Annotated in this window: 11 protein-coding genes; all 11 read right to left on the minus strand. The window is 69.7% G+C overall.

All coding sequences use genetic code 11. The features are described from left to right. Positions 1-3: 3 nt before the first annotated feature. On the minus strand, positions 4-4,944 hold the full coding sequence (locus NB3_RS14415) for an NAD-glutamate dehydrogenase (protein WP_067802436.1): 4,941 nt from the start codon (positions 4,942-4,944) through the stop codon (positions 4-6). Between the two features lie 170 nt (positions 4,945-5,114). Continuing rightward, on the minus strand, positions 5,115-5,795 hold the full coding sequence (locus NB3_RS14420) for a hypothetical protein (protein ID WP_067802441.1): 681 nt from the start codon (positions 5,793-5,795) through the stop codon (positions 5,115-5,117). A gap of 1 nt (position 5,796) precedes the next feature. Next, positions 5,797-6,840 (minus strand): hypothetical protein, encoded by a 1,044-nt coding sequence (locus tag NB3_RS14425; RefSeq protein ID WP_067802444.1) that lies wholly within the window; start codon positions 6,838-6,840, stop codon positions 5,797-5,799. Positions 6,841-6,917: 77 nt separating this feature from the next. Then, complete coding sequence (locus NB3_RS14430; protein ID WP_040775643.1) at positions 6,918-7,271, minus strand: helix-turn-helix domain-containing protein; 354 nt, start codon at positions 7,269-7,271, stop codon at positions 6,918-6,920. 16 nt (positions 7,272-7,287) lie between these two features. After that, positions 7,288-9,009, minus strand: a complete 1,722-nt coding sequence (gene eccE, locus NB3_RS14435) for a type VII secretion protein EccE (RefSeq protein WP_067802447.1) — start codon at positions 9,007-9,009, stop codon at positions 7,288-7,290. After that, positions 9,006-10,364: a type VII secretion-associated serine protease mycosin gene (gene mycP, locus NB3_RS14440; protein WP_067802449.1), complete on the minus strand. Its 1,359-nt coding sequence runs from the start codon at positions 10,362-10,364 to the stop codon at positions 9,006-9,008. Before mycP ends, eccE begins: the two co-directional genes overlap by 4 nt. Then, positions 10,364-11,887: a type VII secretion integral membrane protein EccD gene (gene eccD / locus NB3_RS14445; RefSeq protein WP_084486250.1), complete on the minus strand. Its 1,524-nt coding sequence runs from the start codon at positions 11,885-11,887 to the stop codon at positions 10,364-10,366. Before eccD ends, mycP begins: the two co-directional genes overlap by 1 nt. After that, positions 11,884-13,431, minus strand: coding sequence for a MinD/ParA family ATP-binding protein (locus NB3_RS14450; RefSeq protein ID WP_244891907.1), 1,548 nt, complete (start codon positions 13,429-13,431; stop codon positions 11,884-11,886). The genes eccD and NB3_RS14450 overlap by 4 nt, the downstream gene beginning before the upstream one ends. Before the next feature lie 34 nt (positions 13,432-13,465). Next, the gene (locus tag NB3_RS14455; protein WP_244891908.1) at positions 13,466-14,320 is read right to left on the minus strand and encodes an ESX secretion-associated protein EspG; all 855 of its coding nucleotides are present in this window, start codon (positions 14,318-14,320) and stop codon (positions 13,466-13,468) included. 22 nt (positions 14,321-14,342) lie between these two features. Continuing rightward, positions 14,343-15,731, minus strand: a complete 1,389-nt coding sequence (locus NB3_RS14460; protein WP_067802455.1) for a PPE domain-containing protein — start codon at positions 15,729-15,731, stop codon at positions 14,343-14,345. Positions 15,732-15,769: 38 nt separating this feature from the next. Continuing rightward, positions 15,770-16,087 (minus strand): PE domain-containing protein, encoded by a 318-nt coding sequence (locus tag NB3_RS14465; RefSeq protein WP_067802459.1) that lies wholly within the window; start codon positions 16,085-16,087, stop codon positions 15,770-15,772. Positions 16,088-16,250: the final 163 nt, after the last annotated feature.

The raw sequence follows: 16,250 nt of genomic DNA on the forward strand, positions 1-16,250 counted from the left end.
AGATCAGCCCGCGACCGCCGGCGCGACGGTCGACTCACCGCCGCTGACCATGCCGCGCACCTGCCGCGCCGCCACCGAGAGCGCCGCGAGATCGTGCGACTCGGCGGCGAAGATCTGCGCCAGCGAGGCGCCCGCGCGGGCCAGCCGCGACCGGTTGGTCGACTCCCAGTACGCGATCTTCTCCTCGGTGCTGTCCTGCGGTTCGGTCGCGGTCAGCACGTCGCGGGTCAGCGACCGCAGCGAATCGTAGAGATCCTCGCGGACCGCCAGCCGGGCCAGCGCCCGCCAGCGCCCGCCGCGTTCCAGCTTGCCCACCGCGGTCACCAGCCGTTCGATCTGGAAGTGCTCGTTGAGCGCGTAGTACAGCTCGGCGACCTCCGCGGGATCGCGATCGGAGATGTCGGCCAGGTCGATCACGTCCAGCAGCGGGAAGCGGTGGATCAGGCCGAACGCCTCCTCGGTCAGTTCGCGCGGCGCGCCGCGCGTGATCGAGCGCCGCGAACGCTCGGCGAGGTCGTCGCTGAGGTAACCGGTCAGCCACCCGGGCACCCGGCCGGAGAGGGCGCGCACGCCGTCGCGGTACCTGGCGATGTCCGCGCCGATCGCGATCGGCTGCGGGCGGTTGGACAGCAGCCAGCGCGCGGCCCGGTCCAAGGTGCGCTTGGTCTCCAGCTCCAGTTCGTTGCGCGCGGCCGTGGACATCGGCGTCTGCCTGATCCGCTCCCACAGCTCGTGCAGATCGAAGATCTCCACCGCCGCCTTGTACGCGCGCACCGCGTCGTCGGTGGTCGCACCGGCTTCTTCGGCGAGCCGGAAAGCGTAGGTGATGCCGCCGTAGTCCACCATCTCGTTGACCACGACGGTGGCGACGATCTCGCGCCGCAGCGGGTGCCTGCCGATCGCCGCGGCGAACCGCTCCCGCAGGGGCGCGGGGAAGTAGGCGGGCAGCACCGACGCGAACGCCGCGCTGTCGAGCAGGTCGCCCGCCAGCAGGTCCGCCTTGAGCGAGAGCTTGACGTGCGCCATCAGATTCGCCAGCTCGGGCGAGGTGAGCCCGGTCCCGTCCGCGGCGCGGCGGGCCAGTTCCGCGTCGGTGGGCAGCGCCTCCAGTTCGCGATCGAGACCGCGGCGCTGCTCCAGGTCGTTGATCAGCCTGGCGTGCACCCCGGACATGCCCGCAGCGTCGGCCCGCGACATGCCGAGCCGGAAGTTCTGCGAGATATTGTCGCGCAGCACGAGTTCGGAGACTTCATCGGTCATCGACGCCAGCAGCGGATTGCGCTCCTCGACGGCGAGTTCGCCGCTGGAGACGACGGCGTCGAGCAGGATCTTGATGTTGACCTCGTGATCGGAGCAGTCCACACCCGCCGAGTTGTCGAGCGCGTCGGTGTTCATCCGCCCGCCGTTGCGGCTGAACTCGATGCGGCCCAGCGCCGTGGCGCCGAGGTTGCCGCCCTCGCCGATCACCTTGACCCGCAATTGATCCGCGTTCACGCGGACCGCGTCGTTGGACTTGTCGCCCACTTCGGCGTTGGTCTCCGTGCTCGCCTTGATGTAGGTGCCGATACCGCCGTTCCACAGCAGATCGACCGGAGCCAGCAGGATGGCCTTGATCATCTCCGGCGGCGAGAGCGTGGTGACGTTCGCGGGCAGGTCGAGCGCCGCGCGCACCTCCGGTGTCACCGGGATCGCCTTGGCGGAGCGATCGTAGACGCCGCCGCCGGGGCTGATCAGCGAGGTGTCGTAATCGGCCCACGACGACCTCGGCAACGCGAACATCCGCTGCCGCTCCCGATAGGAACGCGCCGCGTCGGGAATCGGGTCGAGGAAGATGTGGCGGTGGTCGAAAGCGGCCACCAAGCGAATGTGCTCCGACAACAGCATCCCGTTGCCGAACACGTCGCCACTCATGTCACCGACACCGACGACCGTGAAGTCCTGGCTCTGGGTGTCGATCTCCATCTCACGGAAGTGACGCTTGACGCTCTCCCACGCACCCTTGGCGGTGATGCCCATCGCCTTGTGGTCATACCCCGCCGAACCACCGGAAGCGAACGCGTCACCCAACCAGAACCCGTAGCTCTTGGCCACGTCGTTGGCGATGTCGGAGAACGTCGCGGTGCCCTTGTCCGCCGCGACGACCAAGTAGGTGTCGTCGCCGTCCCGGCGCACCACCTGCGCGGGCGGGAGGACTTCGCCCGTCGCGCGATCGACGTTGTCGGTGATGTCGAGCAGGCCGGAGATGAACGTGCGGTAGCAGGCGACGCCTTCCGCGCCGAACGCCTGCCGGTCGGCGGCCGGGTCACCGGTGGGCGCGGGCGGCTGCTTCACCACGAAACCGCCCTTGGCGCCGACCGGCACGATCACCGCGTTCTTCACCGCCTGCGCCTTGACCAGGCCGAGAATCTCGGTGCGGAAATCCTCGAGCCGGTCCGACCACCGCAGACCGCCGCGTGCGACGGACCCGAAGCGCAGGTGCACGCCTTCCACCCGCGGGGAGTAGACGAAGATCTCGAACTGCGGCTTCGGCTTCGGCAGTTCGGCGATCGCGTGCGGATTCAGCTTGACCGACAGATAGTCCAGCGCGGAACCGGCCGCGTCGCGCCGGTAGTAGTTGGTCCGCAGCGTCGCTTCGATCAGGCCGAACAGCGCGCGCAGGATGCGGTCGGTGTCCAGGCTGACCACCGCGTCGATCTCGGCCTGCACCCGCTCGGCGATCTCCGCGGCGCGGTCGGCCGCCTCCGTCCCGACGCCCTCCGGATCGAAGTACGCCGCGAACAAGTCGATGCACGAGCGCGCCGTCGCCGGATGGGTGAGCAGCACGCGGGTGATGTTGCCGAAGGTGTAGGCGAATCCGGCTTGCTGCAGATACTTCGCGTAGGCCCGCAGCAAGGCCACCTCACGCCAGTGCAGGCCGGCGCGCAGCACCAGTTCGTTGAGGCCGTCCACTTCGGCGCGGCCGAACCACATCGCGGTCACCGCGTCTGGAAAACGCCGCCGCACACTGGTTTCCGGCAGCGACGCGGCATCGACGGCGTGCGCCAACTGCGCGGGCGGCTCCGCGGCGAGCGCTTCCCGCAGTGGCGCCGCGCTCACCCGCAGACCGAAATCGTAGATCCAGCGGTCCGGCCGGTCGGCCAGCACGACGCGATAGGGCCGCTCGTCGACCACTTCCACACCGAGGCTGTGCAGCACCGGCAGCACCCGGCTCAACGAGATGCCCTCGCCCGCGACGTAGAGCGTGAATCGCCATTCCGGGGCGGCGGAATCGCCCTGGCGGTAGAAGTCGGTGTCGATCTCCCCGTCCGACAGCCGCTCGAGACGGCGCAGATCGCTGAGCGCGTGCGCAGGCTCGTGCTCCTGCTGGTAGCTGGTGGGGAAGGCCGCCGCGTAGTCGGTGGCCAGCGCCTGCGGCACGTCGGACGCGCCCGCGGCCTCGGCGACCAGCCGGTCGCCCCAGGTCCACGTCGTGGCCAGCAGCAGCTCCTGGATGCGCTCGCGATTGTCCTCGGAGATGTCGGCGGCGTCGGCGCCCGGCTTGCGGTGCACCGTGAAATAGACGACCGCCAGCTCCGATTCGGTGGCTCGCGCCGAGTACGCGATCTGCTCGGCGTCGAACTGCTCGCGCAGGATCTCGCCCATGCGCACGCGGACCTCGGTGGAGTAGCGGTCGCGCGGCATGTAGACCAGGCAGTAGATGGTGTCGCTGCGCGAATCGCGCCGGATGAACAGCCGAACCTGCCGCCGCAGGCCCAGATTCATCACCGCGGAGACGGTTTCGAACAGCCTGCGCGCGTCGGTCGAGAACAGCTCCACCCGCGGGAACGACTGCATCATCTCGAGCATGGCCTGCCCGGAGAACGAGTCGAGGCCGAAACCGGCCCACTCGATGACCTGCAGCACGCGCCGGGAGATGACCGGGATGTCGAGGATGTTCTCGTGCAGGCCCGCGACGGTGAAGGTGCCGACGAAGACATGCTCGCCCTTGACCATCTTGACGGTGTCGCCCCAGGCCGCGCGGCCGCTCGGATCGCTCGCGCCGTAATCGGCCACGCTGATGAAGTACAGGTCCCTGGAACCGGGCAGCAGCGAGTCCACCGAGCCGTTGGCCATCCGCAGGACCGTGCGCTTCGCGCCGACCACCGGCACGCTGATGTCCGCCGTGGCGCCGTTGCCGAGGATGCCGAGCCCGGTGCCGGGCAGCTGCCACGGCTCGAAGGGGGCGTCGGGGCTCGGCGCGGAGCGGCGGAAGTGGTAGTAGCCGTAACCGAGCGGGGTGAAGTGCCCGTCCGACAGCCAGCGCAGCAGCCCCGCGGTCTGCGGGATCTCCGCGTCACCGGCCCATTGCGCCGCCTGATCGAGCTGGTCGGCAACGGTATTGAGCACCTCGACCATGGTCGGCGTGTCGTCGGCCACACGGCGCAGGTCGGCCAGCAGCGGCGGCAGAGCTTCTTCGATCCGGTCCACCAGTTCGTCGGACAGGCCCGTGCCCAGCTGCACGTGGATCCACGACTCGCGCAGCGTCCGCCCGTCGGCCTCGCCGGCCGGTTCGGCCACGCCGTCACGCGGCGCGATGGACAGCACCCGGCCCTCGGCGTCGCGCGACACGTCGAACACCGGATGCACCACCTCGGTGACCGTGGCGCCCAAGCGGCGCAGCGCGGCGGTCACCGAGTCGACCAGCAACGGCATGTCGTCGTTGACGATCTGGATGGCGGCGCCGACCCCGGCGCTGTCGTCCGGCCGGTAGACGCGGGTGGTCGCCGAGCCGGGCGCGCGGGTCGCCGCCAGCTCCAGATGCTGCCGGAAGATCCGCTCGGCCCGATCCGTGATCGCCGATGTCGAGGACCCCGGCTGGATCCAGCGGAAGTACGCCGCTTCCAGATCGGTCGGATCATCGCGGAACCGCTTCGGTGAAATCGTCTGCTGGGTGGTTGCCACCATCGATCCGTTGCCTTCCCGAGAACTGCGCTCGTACGTGTTTCGTACTTCACATAACGTACCGCTGGATAACGGCACAATCAACAGTGTAACAATTATTTTCCCGGGCCGACATGGGTTACGACGGCCGGATCAGCTATTTTTCGGGTCCGGCGGAAGGGAGCGCTGCTATGTCAGCGCACCAGTCCCGCACGCGACAGAAAGGTTTGCGCGCCCGTCCGACCGCTGAAGTTGCCCGTCTCCAACCGGAGACCGGTCCGGGTGTCCGCGTACCAGACGGTTGCCGAGGGGCCGATCGCCGCATAGACGGGACCGTCGACCAGCGCCGTCGCGCCCGCGCCACGCCATCGAGAGATGCTCTCGGCCAAACGATCCCGCGGTAGGAGTTCGGCGTAGAAGGTCAGGTCCCGGCCGCCTGCGATATTGCCGAACAACATCGGGTCGGTGGCGGCGACGACGCATTTCTCGCGCTGCCCATCGGAATCCAGCGGCTGACAGGTCGCCGCCGTGCGGAGCAGATCCGGCATGGCCCGGACCGGCGCGCTCCCCTGCGCGAACGACGGCAGCGACGGCGAACAGGACCGCAGCCCCCACACGACGGCCACCACCATCAGCAGCGCGAGCACGCCCACCGCCTGCCACTGCCAGCGCGGATACGCCTTGTCGACAAATTTTTTCGCCTCGCCGCCGACCTTCTCGGCGACTTCGGCGACCTGGCCGGGCAGCTTCTCCCCGACGGATTTCACGGTGTCCACGGCCCTGCGCAACGGCGCACCGCAATGCGTGCAGCGGGAATCGGCACCGGTGTTGCGATGCGAGCAGTACTGGCAGACCAGTTCGGACGGCGCGGACACCTCAGTGCCCCGTGATGACGATGGACGAGATGGCGGTGGTGTTGATCGACGGTTCGCCCTTGGACTCCAGCACGGTCAGCACGATCTTCGAGGCGCTCACCACGGGCTCGATCTTCGTCACCACCAAAGTGCGCTGGTCGAGGGTCGGCTGGGTGTAGATGGTGCTGTCGCCGTCGTTGAACCGATAGGAAACCCGGCTGACCGTGCGATATTTCGCCCACTGGTCGGCGCCGTCCGCGCCGATGTGATCCCAGCCGGGCACGATGCCGATCGAATCGATCTGATACTTCTTGCCCAGATCGATGGTGATGACCTGACCGTCGACCTTGTAGGCACGCACGCACGACCACGCCTTGCCCGTCTGACCGCCGAAAGCGTCCATCGCCGACGTGCTGCCGGGTGGGCACTTCGAGTCCGCGGACTTCGGCTGGATGATCGAACTCGACGGTGGCGCTTGCGAGGTCGGCGCCGCCGAGGTCGGCGGCGGCGTGACGACCAGCACCTGATTGTTCGACGTGTTCTCCTGGCCGCCGGTGGTGATCAGCAGCAGCACCAGCAGCACGGCGAGCACCGCGGCGACGATCAGCGCGACCTTGGGTTTGCGCAGCTGGACCAGCGCGTCCTTGACGAGCTGCTGCGCGGGCGGGAGCCGGTTGCCCGTCGCGGCGGGCTGGCGTTGCGGCTCCGGTTCCGGCTCGGCGGGCGTATTCGTTCGCGCGGCGACCGAGGAGTAGTCGTTCGCGAAATCCATCGCGGGCGTGGAATCCTCCGCCTGCCCGTTGAGCAGCGCGAGGATTCGTTCGCTCGCCTTCGGACCGTCACCGCCGCGCCGCCGCGGCGCGACCTCGCGCGGCTCGGAGTCGAGATCGGGCAGCCCGATCGACGGGACGCTGTTCTCCGTGCCGCCCGCCGCGACGCCTCGGCTGAAGCCGACGCTGTCGACGGACGACGCGACCGAGGACCCGAGCGAAGGATCGGCGAGCAGAGTGTCGAGGACCGCACCTCGATGACGGAGAAAGACGTCTCCCGGGTCCTCGACGGGCATGATCCGGATCGTATCCGGCCGCGGCCTGCCGCCGAGCCTGCGCTATTCCCGGTGGAGAGAACAGCAGGACGGGCGGATCAGCGCTTCTTCTCCTCGGTCACGAAGTACTCCGGCGGCACGTCGAACACCCGCGCCAGCGCGATCACCAGATCCAGGCGCGGGATCGCGTCACCGTGGATCAGCCGGTACAGGCCGGACTGCGACACCGGCACGTCCGGGTAGGCCAGCTCCAGGTGCTGCGCCAGCGAGTAGAGCGTCAGCGACCGCGTCGATCCGTCCTCGGTCGAGACGACGGATTCCGCGATCAGTTCCGACAACCGGCTGGAGAAGATGGCCGCCGCGGCCTGTCTCGGGGTGAGCGCGTCCCCGGCGTCCTGATGAGGGAGATCGCCGCCATCGGAATGGGTGTCCGCTACCACGGTGATAGACATTAACCGACCGCTCCCATCAGCTCACGCGACGGCCACCGGGTTGCGGAGGTGCAACCACGGGTCCGGATGCCCCCGCGGGATGCGCGGGCGGGCCGTCGACAGTATCGAAATATCGGGTTTCGCCTCTCGGCTCGATCAGGTCGACCCGCACCGTGCGCATCGGAATGCTCACGTCCACCGCGGTCGCGCTGACCTGGTTGATCGCGAGATCGACAGCGCGCCTGCGCGGACCGCCGGGCTCGCTGATGGTGACCGTCGTGTGCGCGCTGGACGCACGCGGCGGCAGATGGTCGAAGACCGCGATGGTGGCCGTGGTCTCCGCCTCCCCATTTGCTGGGCCGGTGTGCTCGTCGCCGGGATCGGCCAGGCGCATGGAGCGCGGGTCGCCGACGGCGGTGACGAGTTGACGCCAGCTGTCCGGCCGCGCCGAGTGGATCTCCACGTCGGCGCCGACCACCATCGCCCGCAGGATGATCTGCTGGGCCACGGGCAGCTTGGCATGGACGTCGATGGTGCGCCTGCGCGGGTTGAACCGGGCCGGGTCGAACAGCGGCAGCGCCAGGGTGTGGCGCGGCTGGCCGCTGATCGCGCCGAGGATCTGGCCGTTCGGGCCGATCGCGATGGCCAGCCCGGCGGCGAGGTCCTCCGGCGCGATGTCGGCACCGGACTCGAAGCCGCGCAGGGCGCGGATGGAGGAGCCGGTGGGCAGCGACGCCAGCAGAGCGGTGGACTGGTCGCCGCCGAGCAGCCGCAGATAGTCCGGCGGTTCGGTGGTGACGGGCGGACCGATGAACCGGACCAGCGCGCGTGGCCCCTCGGTGTCGGAGGTCAGGCTCACCACCAAGGTGGTCCGTCCGCGGTTCCAGGTCCAGCAATCGTCCAGGCCGACCCCGCCCAGCCGGGACCAGTCGATCAGGAAGCTGGTCACACACCGGCCCGGCACCGGCGTCTGCAAATTGCTCCAGGTTTCCCGCAGGTCGGACAATTCGATTCCGGCGTGCAGCAGCCGCGTCGCGTCCCGCAGCGCGGCCGCGGGCAGTGGGTGCGCGGCGATGCCCCGCTCGCGCAGCCGGCCCGCGATCCGATGCGTGGCGCTGGCCAGCGCTTTGGGGGCGACCACCGCGCACGGCCCGCGCTTGCTCAGCGCGGCGAGGTTGCGTTCCTGGTCGAGCCGGACCACCAGCCAGGTCAACCGGTCACCCACCACCGGGTGCGAGCCGATCAGCTGGTCGTAGAGCATGCTGTAGCTGCCGGTGGAACGCACGCGCTGTCCGGTCGTGACGATGTCGATGTCCACCGAGATGCCGAACTGGTCCAGCATCGGCAGCAGCAGATCGACCGAAATGGTGTCCTCGGTGTAGAGCGTTCGCTCGGCGATCACCGTTGGCAGGTCCAGATTCGGCGCGAGCTGGATCATCGCGATCAGGGTGCCGCCCGCCTCGTTGACGCCGCACACGCCCGCGGCGACCTGCACGTCTTCGATCCGGGCGGTCTGCGTGCGCGCGCGAGCCCGCGCGGTTCGGCCGGTGCGGTAGGCCGCCCAGTCGAGCAGCCAGCGCATACCGGTCCGCCCGTTCACCCGCACGGTCACCGTCGTGACCAGCACCGTGACCACCACCGCGCTCACCCACCACGGCGTCTTGGCCGACAGACCGACCAGCAGCGGGCTGCCGACGACGACGAAGGCGGCGAACGGACCACGCTCGACGCCGGCGACCCGTACGCTCGGAAAGCTCACCGGCGCCTCCGCATCGCCGAGTTCAGGTGACTGCCCGCGAGGCCGAGCAGCAGCGCCGCGAGGATGACGACGGTCGCGGTGATCGCCGGACGCAGATCCTTGGGCCGCGGCGCGGGAGGTATGGGCAGGTCCGCGGACCGGAACAGGCCCGCGGGTTGCTGCGGCGGTGTGCGGTAACTCAGGGCGGCGAGCGGGTCGATCACGCCCGCGCCCACCACGTTGTCGATGCCGCGGGCCGGGGCGTGCGCACTGGCCTGCAGCCGGGCGGCGATCTCGCGCGGGGTCTCGTTGGGGAAGCGCGAGCGCAGCAGGGCGGCCACCCCGCTGACGTACGCGGCGGCGAACGACGCGCCGCCGACGGGCACCAGCTTGTCCGGCTCGCCGATGCCGTTGATCAGGCCGCCGCCGCCCGGACCGAGCGATTCGATGCCGGTGCCGGGGGCGGCGACCGAAACCCACGGTCCGGTGAGCGAATCGGGCATGGGCGCGCCGTTGGCGGTGGTGAATCCCACCGTGAGCACGTCGGGGCCGAACCACCCCGGCGTGGAGATGGTCTTCACGTCGCGCCAGTTGCGCGGATCGGCCGGACGCGTCGGGTCGATGTCCGGATTCTGTGCGCAGTTGTCGCCGCCCGAGGCGTTGCCGGCGCCAGCGACGATGAGCGCGCCGCGGCCGTGCACCGCGTAGCCGATCGCCGCCGACAGCATGGACTGATCGACCTGCGCGTCCACCGGCAGGCAGATCGGCAGCGACACCGTGATCACCGAGGCGCCCTGGTTCGCGGCGCGCGTGATCGCCCGCGCGAGTGTCCTGATGTCGACGGCCTTGCGCTGATTCGGGTCCGAACCCGGTCGTTCGGGGCTGAACGCGCCGGAGCGGATGCGGAGGGAGACGATGCGCGCGTCCGGGGCCACGCCGGCGAATCCGTCCCCGGGATCCGAGGTCGCGCCGATGATCCCGGCGACCAGCGTGCCGTGGGCGTCGCAGTCGGACAGGCCGTCGCCGCCCGCCGCCAGGTAATCGCCGCCGCCGATCAGGTTGGGCAGGCGCGGGTGCGGCTGCACTCCCGTGTCGATGACGGCGACGGTCACCCCGGCGCCCCGGCTCAGCGCCTTGGCGCGGCGCAGATCCAGCGCCAGCTCCGCGGGCGGAGTGCGGGTGAGGTCGCTGTCGGGCAGCACGCCCGCGGTCAGGCAGCCTTTGTCCTGCTTCATCGGCTGCTCCGGTCCCGGCGGGTCGTCCGCGGGCGGCGCGCCCACCACGACCTGGGGCGGTTCCAAGGCGACGGCGGGGGCGGCGGGAACGGCCAGTAGCACCCCGGCCAGAACCGCCACAGCGGCACTGCCGACCTTCATCAGATCCCTCGCATCGCGGTGTAGACGCCCATGATCCAGAAGGCGATCACCGGAACCACCAGGATCAGCGCGTATTCCACCAGGTCGATGACACGGCGGGTGACCGGGGACAGTCGCTTGCCCGGCAACCGCAGCGCCGCGAGGCAAGCCGCGCATGCCGCCGAGGCCACCACGAGCCCGACGACGAGCCGGGCGACCGGGGTCTCGTACGCGCCGACCAGGACGAAACCGACACCGCACACGGTGGCCGCGGATCCGGCGACGAGCGCGATCGCCTGGACCCGGTCCGGGTGCCAGCGCGCGCGCATCGCCAGCAGACCGCCGATCGCGGCGGCCATGACGATTTCGCGAATGCCACCTGGGCCCGCCGCGGCGGCGACCACGGCGGAGACGGCGAGCACCGTGGCGATCGCGGCCATCAGACCGCGCAGGCTGGTCACCGCCAGCCGGGCCCGGCTCTCGATGCCCGCTTCGTTGGCGCTGCGCTGCTGCTCGCCGACCGCGGTGTGCTCGTCGCCCTCACGTACCGTCTCCGCGTCGAAGATGTCGGTCAGCGTGGTCGGCGAGACCTCGTTGCCGGGATCGGGCAGATCCGGCGGCCGGATGCGCGCGATGACCACGGCCAGGCGTGGCGCCATGGTCAGCAGCACGACCGCGATGAAGGCGGCGCCACCCGCGACCTGCCCCACGGACAGGTCCGCGTAGGTCAGCGGCAAAGCCGCCGCGGTCAGCACGATGCCGAGCACCGTCACCGCCATCAGGGTCGCGATGCCGACCCCGCTCAACCGCATCATGGTGGCCGCGGCCACCGCGGCGACCACGGCTCCGGCCGCCAAGTTGGCCGCGGCGAGCGGGCCTGGCTGGCCGTAGGCGGGCGGCACCAGCATCGCCCCGCCGGCGAACAGCAGCGGCGTCGCCGCCAGCGTCAGGCCGAGGGACATCATCGCCGGAGCGTTGCGCCGATGCGACAGCGCAGCCGCCGTCCAGCACAGCCCACCGAGCAGCAAAGCGGGCAGCCCGCACCACAAGACGGAACCGGTCATGGTCCACGACCAGACCAGCATGGCGGCCACCGCGGAGGTTCCGATGCCGAGCACACTCAGTCCGACGATCGCGGCGGTGTTCGCGTCGAACTCGGCGAACTCGCGCTCGTTGATCAAGGCGAGCGCGTCGGTGATGTCCTCGACCACCGGCGTGAACACCTCCGCCGACTCGACCACCGACAGCATCAGCACGGTGCCGTCGGTGATGTCGTGGTCGGCCAGGCTGCGCCAGCGCGGTATCGGCGGCTCGCCCGGACGGGCCAAGCTCCACTGTCCTTGCGGCGGCGTGAAATCGACGCTCTCGTCGTCGATCGCCGAGGCCAGCACTACCAGCAGATCATCGATGAACGTCTCGATGGTGAATTTGGTCGGCACCACCACGTCGACCTGATAGCTGGAGACCAGCACGGCGATCCGAGCCCGTGCGACCTCCGCCGACGGCTGCGTCCCGGCAGGCGCGGGCGCGACGGCAGTGCTCATCGCCATCCTCCGCGGTCACCGGAGTTGTCGGCGCCGCTGGACAGGTAGCCAGGGAATCCATCGGCCAGCCAGGCGGCCAGCTCCTCGAACGCGAGCACGGTCTCCTTCTCCAACAGCCGCAGGTCGATCTCGCCGCCCTCGGCCAGATGCGCATCGTAGGGCAGCACACAGGTGGGCCGCTGCGCGGTCTCGAACAGCTTCTCGATCGCGTCCACGTCCACGGTCGGTTTGAGCGGCTGGTGATGCACGATGCCGACGATCGACTTCGCGATCAGGTGTTGCAGCCCGTGCGAACTCAGCCAGTTCAAGGTGGCCACCGCGCCGGTCACGCCGCCGACGGTGGCCGGGGTGACGACCACGACGGCGTCGCTGGTCTGCAGCACCGTCGCGGTCGCCGAATCCAGCACGCCGGTCCCGCAGTCGACCACCAGCAGGTTGAAGTGCTTGCGCAGCACTTCGACGGCGGTGCTGTACTCGCGGCCCGACAGCGCCTCGGTGGCCTCGGTGCTCCACGGCGACGCGATCACTGCGAGGTCGGCCGAGTTGATCGAGGTGAACGACTGCACCGCCGAGAACGCGTCGAGGTTCTGCGACTGCGCCAGATCGCGCAGGGTCAGGCCGTAGGGGTGCCTGCAGGTGCGGGTGGACAGGTCGCCGAAATCCGGGTTGGCGTCGATCGCGACCACCCGGTCCGGGCGCAGGCTGGCGAAGGTCGAGCCGAGCGTGGCCGCCGTGGTGGTGCGGCCGACGCCGCCCTTCACGCTGATCACCGCGATCTGATAGGTCGTGGTGAGCTGACGCCGGATGCGCGACTTGCGGTCCTCGGCGCGCTGCTCGGCCGGGGAGAGCCCGAGGTTGAAGCCGACCTTGTTGAGCGCGCCGCGCACACCGGAGTTGGAGCGCAGTTGTGCCCGCTTCGCGGCGGAGATGTCGGCGAGCAGTTCGATCGAGCTGAGCGCGGCGGGCAGCACCTCGATGCGCGGCGTCGGCTCGTAGGCGGAGTGGTCGACGCGCTCGGGAACCCACGGCGTCGCCGGGTTCGACGACCACTCCTGATTCGCGGACGCCGCTTCGTTGCGCGCGATCGCCTGGGACGGCGGAGCGGCGGAGTAGTCGGCCTGGTACTGCTCGGCGGACCGTTGCCCTGCCGACTGCTGGTGCGCCGTCTGCTGCGCGGCCGAGGGATTCGGCACGGGGGTGCTCGCCTGCGGCGGCGCATTCGTCGGCGCTGGGGAGCTAGTCGGGTGCGCCGTCGGCGCGTTCGCCTGCCGTGGCGGCGGCGCGCTCGCGACGGGAGGCGGCGTCACCCCCGCCTGCGTGGGACGGGGGGCGGAGTCCCCGGTGGGCGCTTGCGGCTCGCGCGGCGCGCCGATCACGGGGTCCGCGGGTGTGGAAGTCTCGGTGTCCTGGCGGTTCTCGGGGGCGGGCCCCGGCGCGACGGACGCGTCGGCCAGCTCGTTCGTCGGTGCGAAGTACGCGTCGTAACCGCCGCGAGCGCGCGCGGACTCGGCCGCATGACCGTTGATGCTCGGTGCTCGGTTCATTTCCGTCGTCCTCTCGACAAACACGGTTCGACGTTCAGTGCACTCTGCTGGTGTCGAACCAACTTCGGCCGGGCAGCAAGTCGATGAGCGCACCGATGCCCGACCGCAAGGCCGCGTCGTCCCCGGGGGCGAACGTGGACCATATCTCTCCATCCATCGCCCTGCTCGGGGTGACGATCAGCCGCCCCGACGTCGTGTCGAGCACGCTCACGGACACCTCCGGCTGCGCCTGGCTGCCGTCCCGGTGCTCGATCACCAGGATCTCGGCCCTGCGCGCCACCTCGGTGAGCGCCCGGCTCACTACCGCGGCGGTGTGCGGCTGAGCACCCAGCTCCAGCAAGGCTTGTCGCCGTTCGTCCGGGTCGGACGGCACCTCGCCGAGTTGCTCGACTGTGATCGTCACAGGTGCGAACTGCAGCGGCTCCGCAGGGCCGAGCGCGGCGGCCAGCGCGGCCGTGAGGTTGTCCAGATTCTGCCCGTCCTGGAACATCGTCTGGATCACCACGTCGTCGTCGCAGCGCAACGCCAGCACGTGGGTCTCGTCCCTGCGCACCAGCGAGAACCGCAGCATCGCTCGCGGTTGCCCGTCCAGTCCGGTGTCCATGATCCTGGCCGCCAGTTCCATATCCGGCCGGTCCAGGCATCGCAACCAGTGCTCGACCGCCGGATGTACACGGTCACCGTCGACGATGCCGACCTCGGTGAGCCGCTGCCCAACGACGGCGTGCACCCGTTCCCGATCCTCGAGCCGGTAGACGTTCGGTAGCAGCGCCAGCACCGGCGGATACGAGTCGATGCCGACCAGCTCTTTCAGCAAAAGGGCGGCATCGACATTCAGATCGATGGCTACCGGATCCGCTTCCAGGGGAAGGGCCTCCTTTCCTTGCACCGGAACTCGGCCACGGTGTGGCTCACCGTGCCGGCTCCGAGTCGGCCGTCGCCGGCTCGTCCGCGGCGCCTTCGATCACCCCGACCAGCAGCAGCTGTTCTTCTTCCGGCTCGTCGATCTCATCGCGCCGGTCGGCGTCGCCGTATTCGATGACGCCGATCACCGGCGGCTGCTCGAGCACGGGGACGTCCTGCGGTTCACCGGGCACGAACACCTTCGACTTCTTGCGGTCCTCGTCTCGCCTGCGCCTGCGCATCTGCGCCTTCGGCGCGGTCGCTCCACGCGGCGCGGTCGGACGCGAGGCAGGCCCGCCGCCGGTCGGATTCGGCGAGGCGCCGAACGCGGTACCACGGCCGAGGGACCAATTGGGCGGCATCCGGAAACCACTCGCGGCGCCGGGCATGGCGTTCAGTCCGCCGGTCGTCATGTTGAGCGCCATCAGCGTGCCCGCTCCGCCGTACAGGCCCGCCAGCGTGGTCGAATTCTGCGACGCTCCGAGGAGACCTTGCTGGTCGAACGAGCCGTCCATCCCCGAATTGGCCATTGAATCCGACAGCGACGAATTGTTCATGTCCGGCAACTGATCGGTGGGCTGGGTGGTGTCCGCCGGTTGCGTGGTGTCGCCGGGCTGGGTCGTGTCACCGGGCTGTGTGGTGTCACCAGGCTGCGTGGTGTCACCGGGCTGTGTGGTGTCGCTCGGCTGGCTGGTGTCGGTGGGATCGGGATTGGACTTGACCGGATCGTTTCCGGTGTCACCGGTCTGGTGATTCACCACGTCCTGAGTCGTGTGCCCGGTGCCGTTGTCCAGCGGGTTCGTGATGTCCGGAGTAGACAGCAGGTTCGGCGCCGACTCCAGCCCCGGACCACCGTTGACGATCGGCAGGGGAACCTCCGGCGTCGGCAACCCGGCCAGGACTCCGGACGCCGCGGTGTCGTAGCCTGCCATCACCCCGGCCGCGGCGGACCATATCGCCAGGTACTCGAGCTCACTCGCCGCCATCGCCGCGAGGGTGAGCGGGGCCAGTTGTGTCGTGCTGGCGGCGGCCAGAGCGGCTTGCTTCACATACCATTCCGCCAGCCACGCTTCCACACCCAGCATGGCCGCCTCGGCTTCGCCGAAGATCATCCCCAGCTCGGCCGCGGACTTCGCGGCATCCATAGCGACGCCGGCCTGCCTGTGCAGCCAGCCCGCGTGCTGACGAAATGCCGCTTGGGCGCGCTCGGACGACAGTCCTTCCCACGCGCCGCCGATCTCGGCCGTCGAGCCATCCGTGCCGCTGGCGGTGGCCGCCAACCCGGCAGCCAAGTCGGCATAGGCGGCCGCGGCAGTAGCGAGCGCGGACACACCGGGGCCGGACAACAACCGGTGGATGTTCACTTCGGGTGGCAACGCGAAGTAATCGAACGACATTAACGGCATGGCATCAGCCTCGCTCGCAGCGGCTCGGACTACTCGCCGAACGCCACGCGTCTGGCGCTGATGTGACTGTCACCGGCGGCGTCCGCCGCGCAATAGCAGGCATCCACCTCGGGCAGGTGCGGCTCCGCCATGATGCGGTGGTTCACTCCCTGGACCGTCTTGTCGTAGAGGTCGGTCGCGAAGCCGAAGAATGCCTCGGTGATCTTTTCGCTCACGGAGTCGCAGCCCGGCGGTAGCGGCACGCATCCGGCCGCGGTGGTACCCGTCGTGGCGGCCAGAGCGGCGGTTCCGGTGCTCAGTTGCGCGGCGATAGCGGGGAGTTGTCCTTGGGCGAGACTGAAGTACATGGAAAGCTCCTAACGGGGGGCGCCGTGCTCGCATCGAGCGGTGCAATCAGAACGTTAAGGCATTCCCACGACTGGGGATAACGCTGCCGACGCGCATTCCGCCCCCGTCGACCGAAAATCCTTCGGCCGGAGACAATCCCACGGATCCACCGATGGCGCGTCA

Source organism: Nocardia beijingensis NBRC 16342 (assembly GCF_001612785.1).
In the GTDB taxonomy this organism is placed as follows: Bacteria; Actinomycetota; Actinomycetes; order Mycobacteriales; family Mycobacteriaceae; genus Nocardia; species Nocardia beijingensis.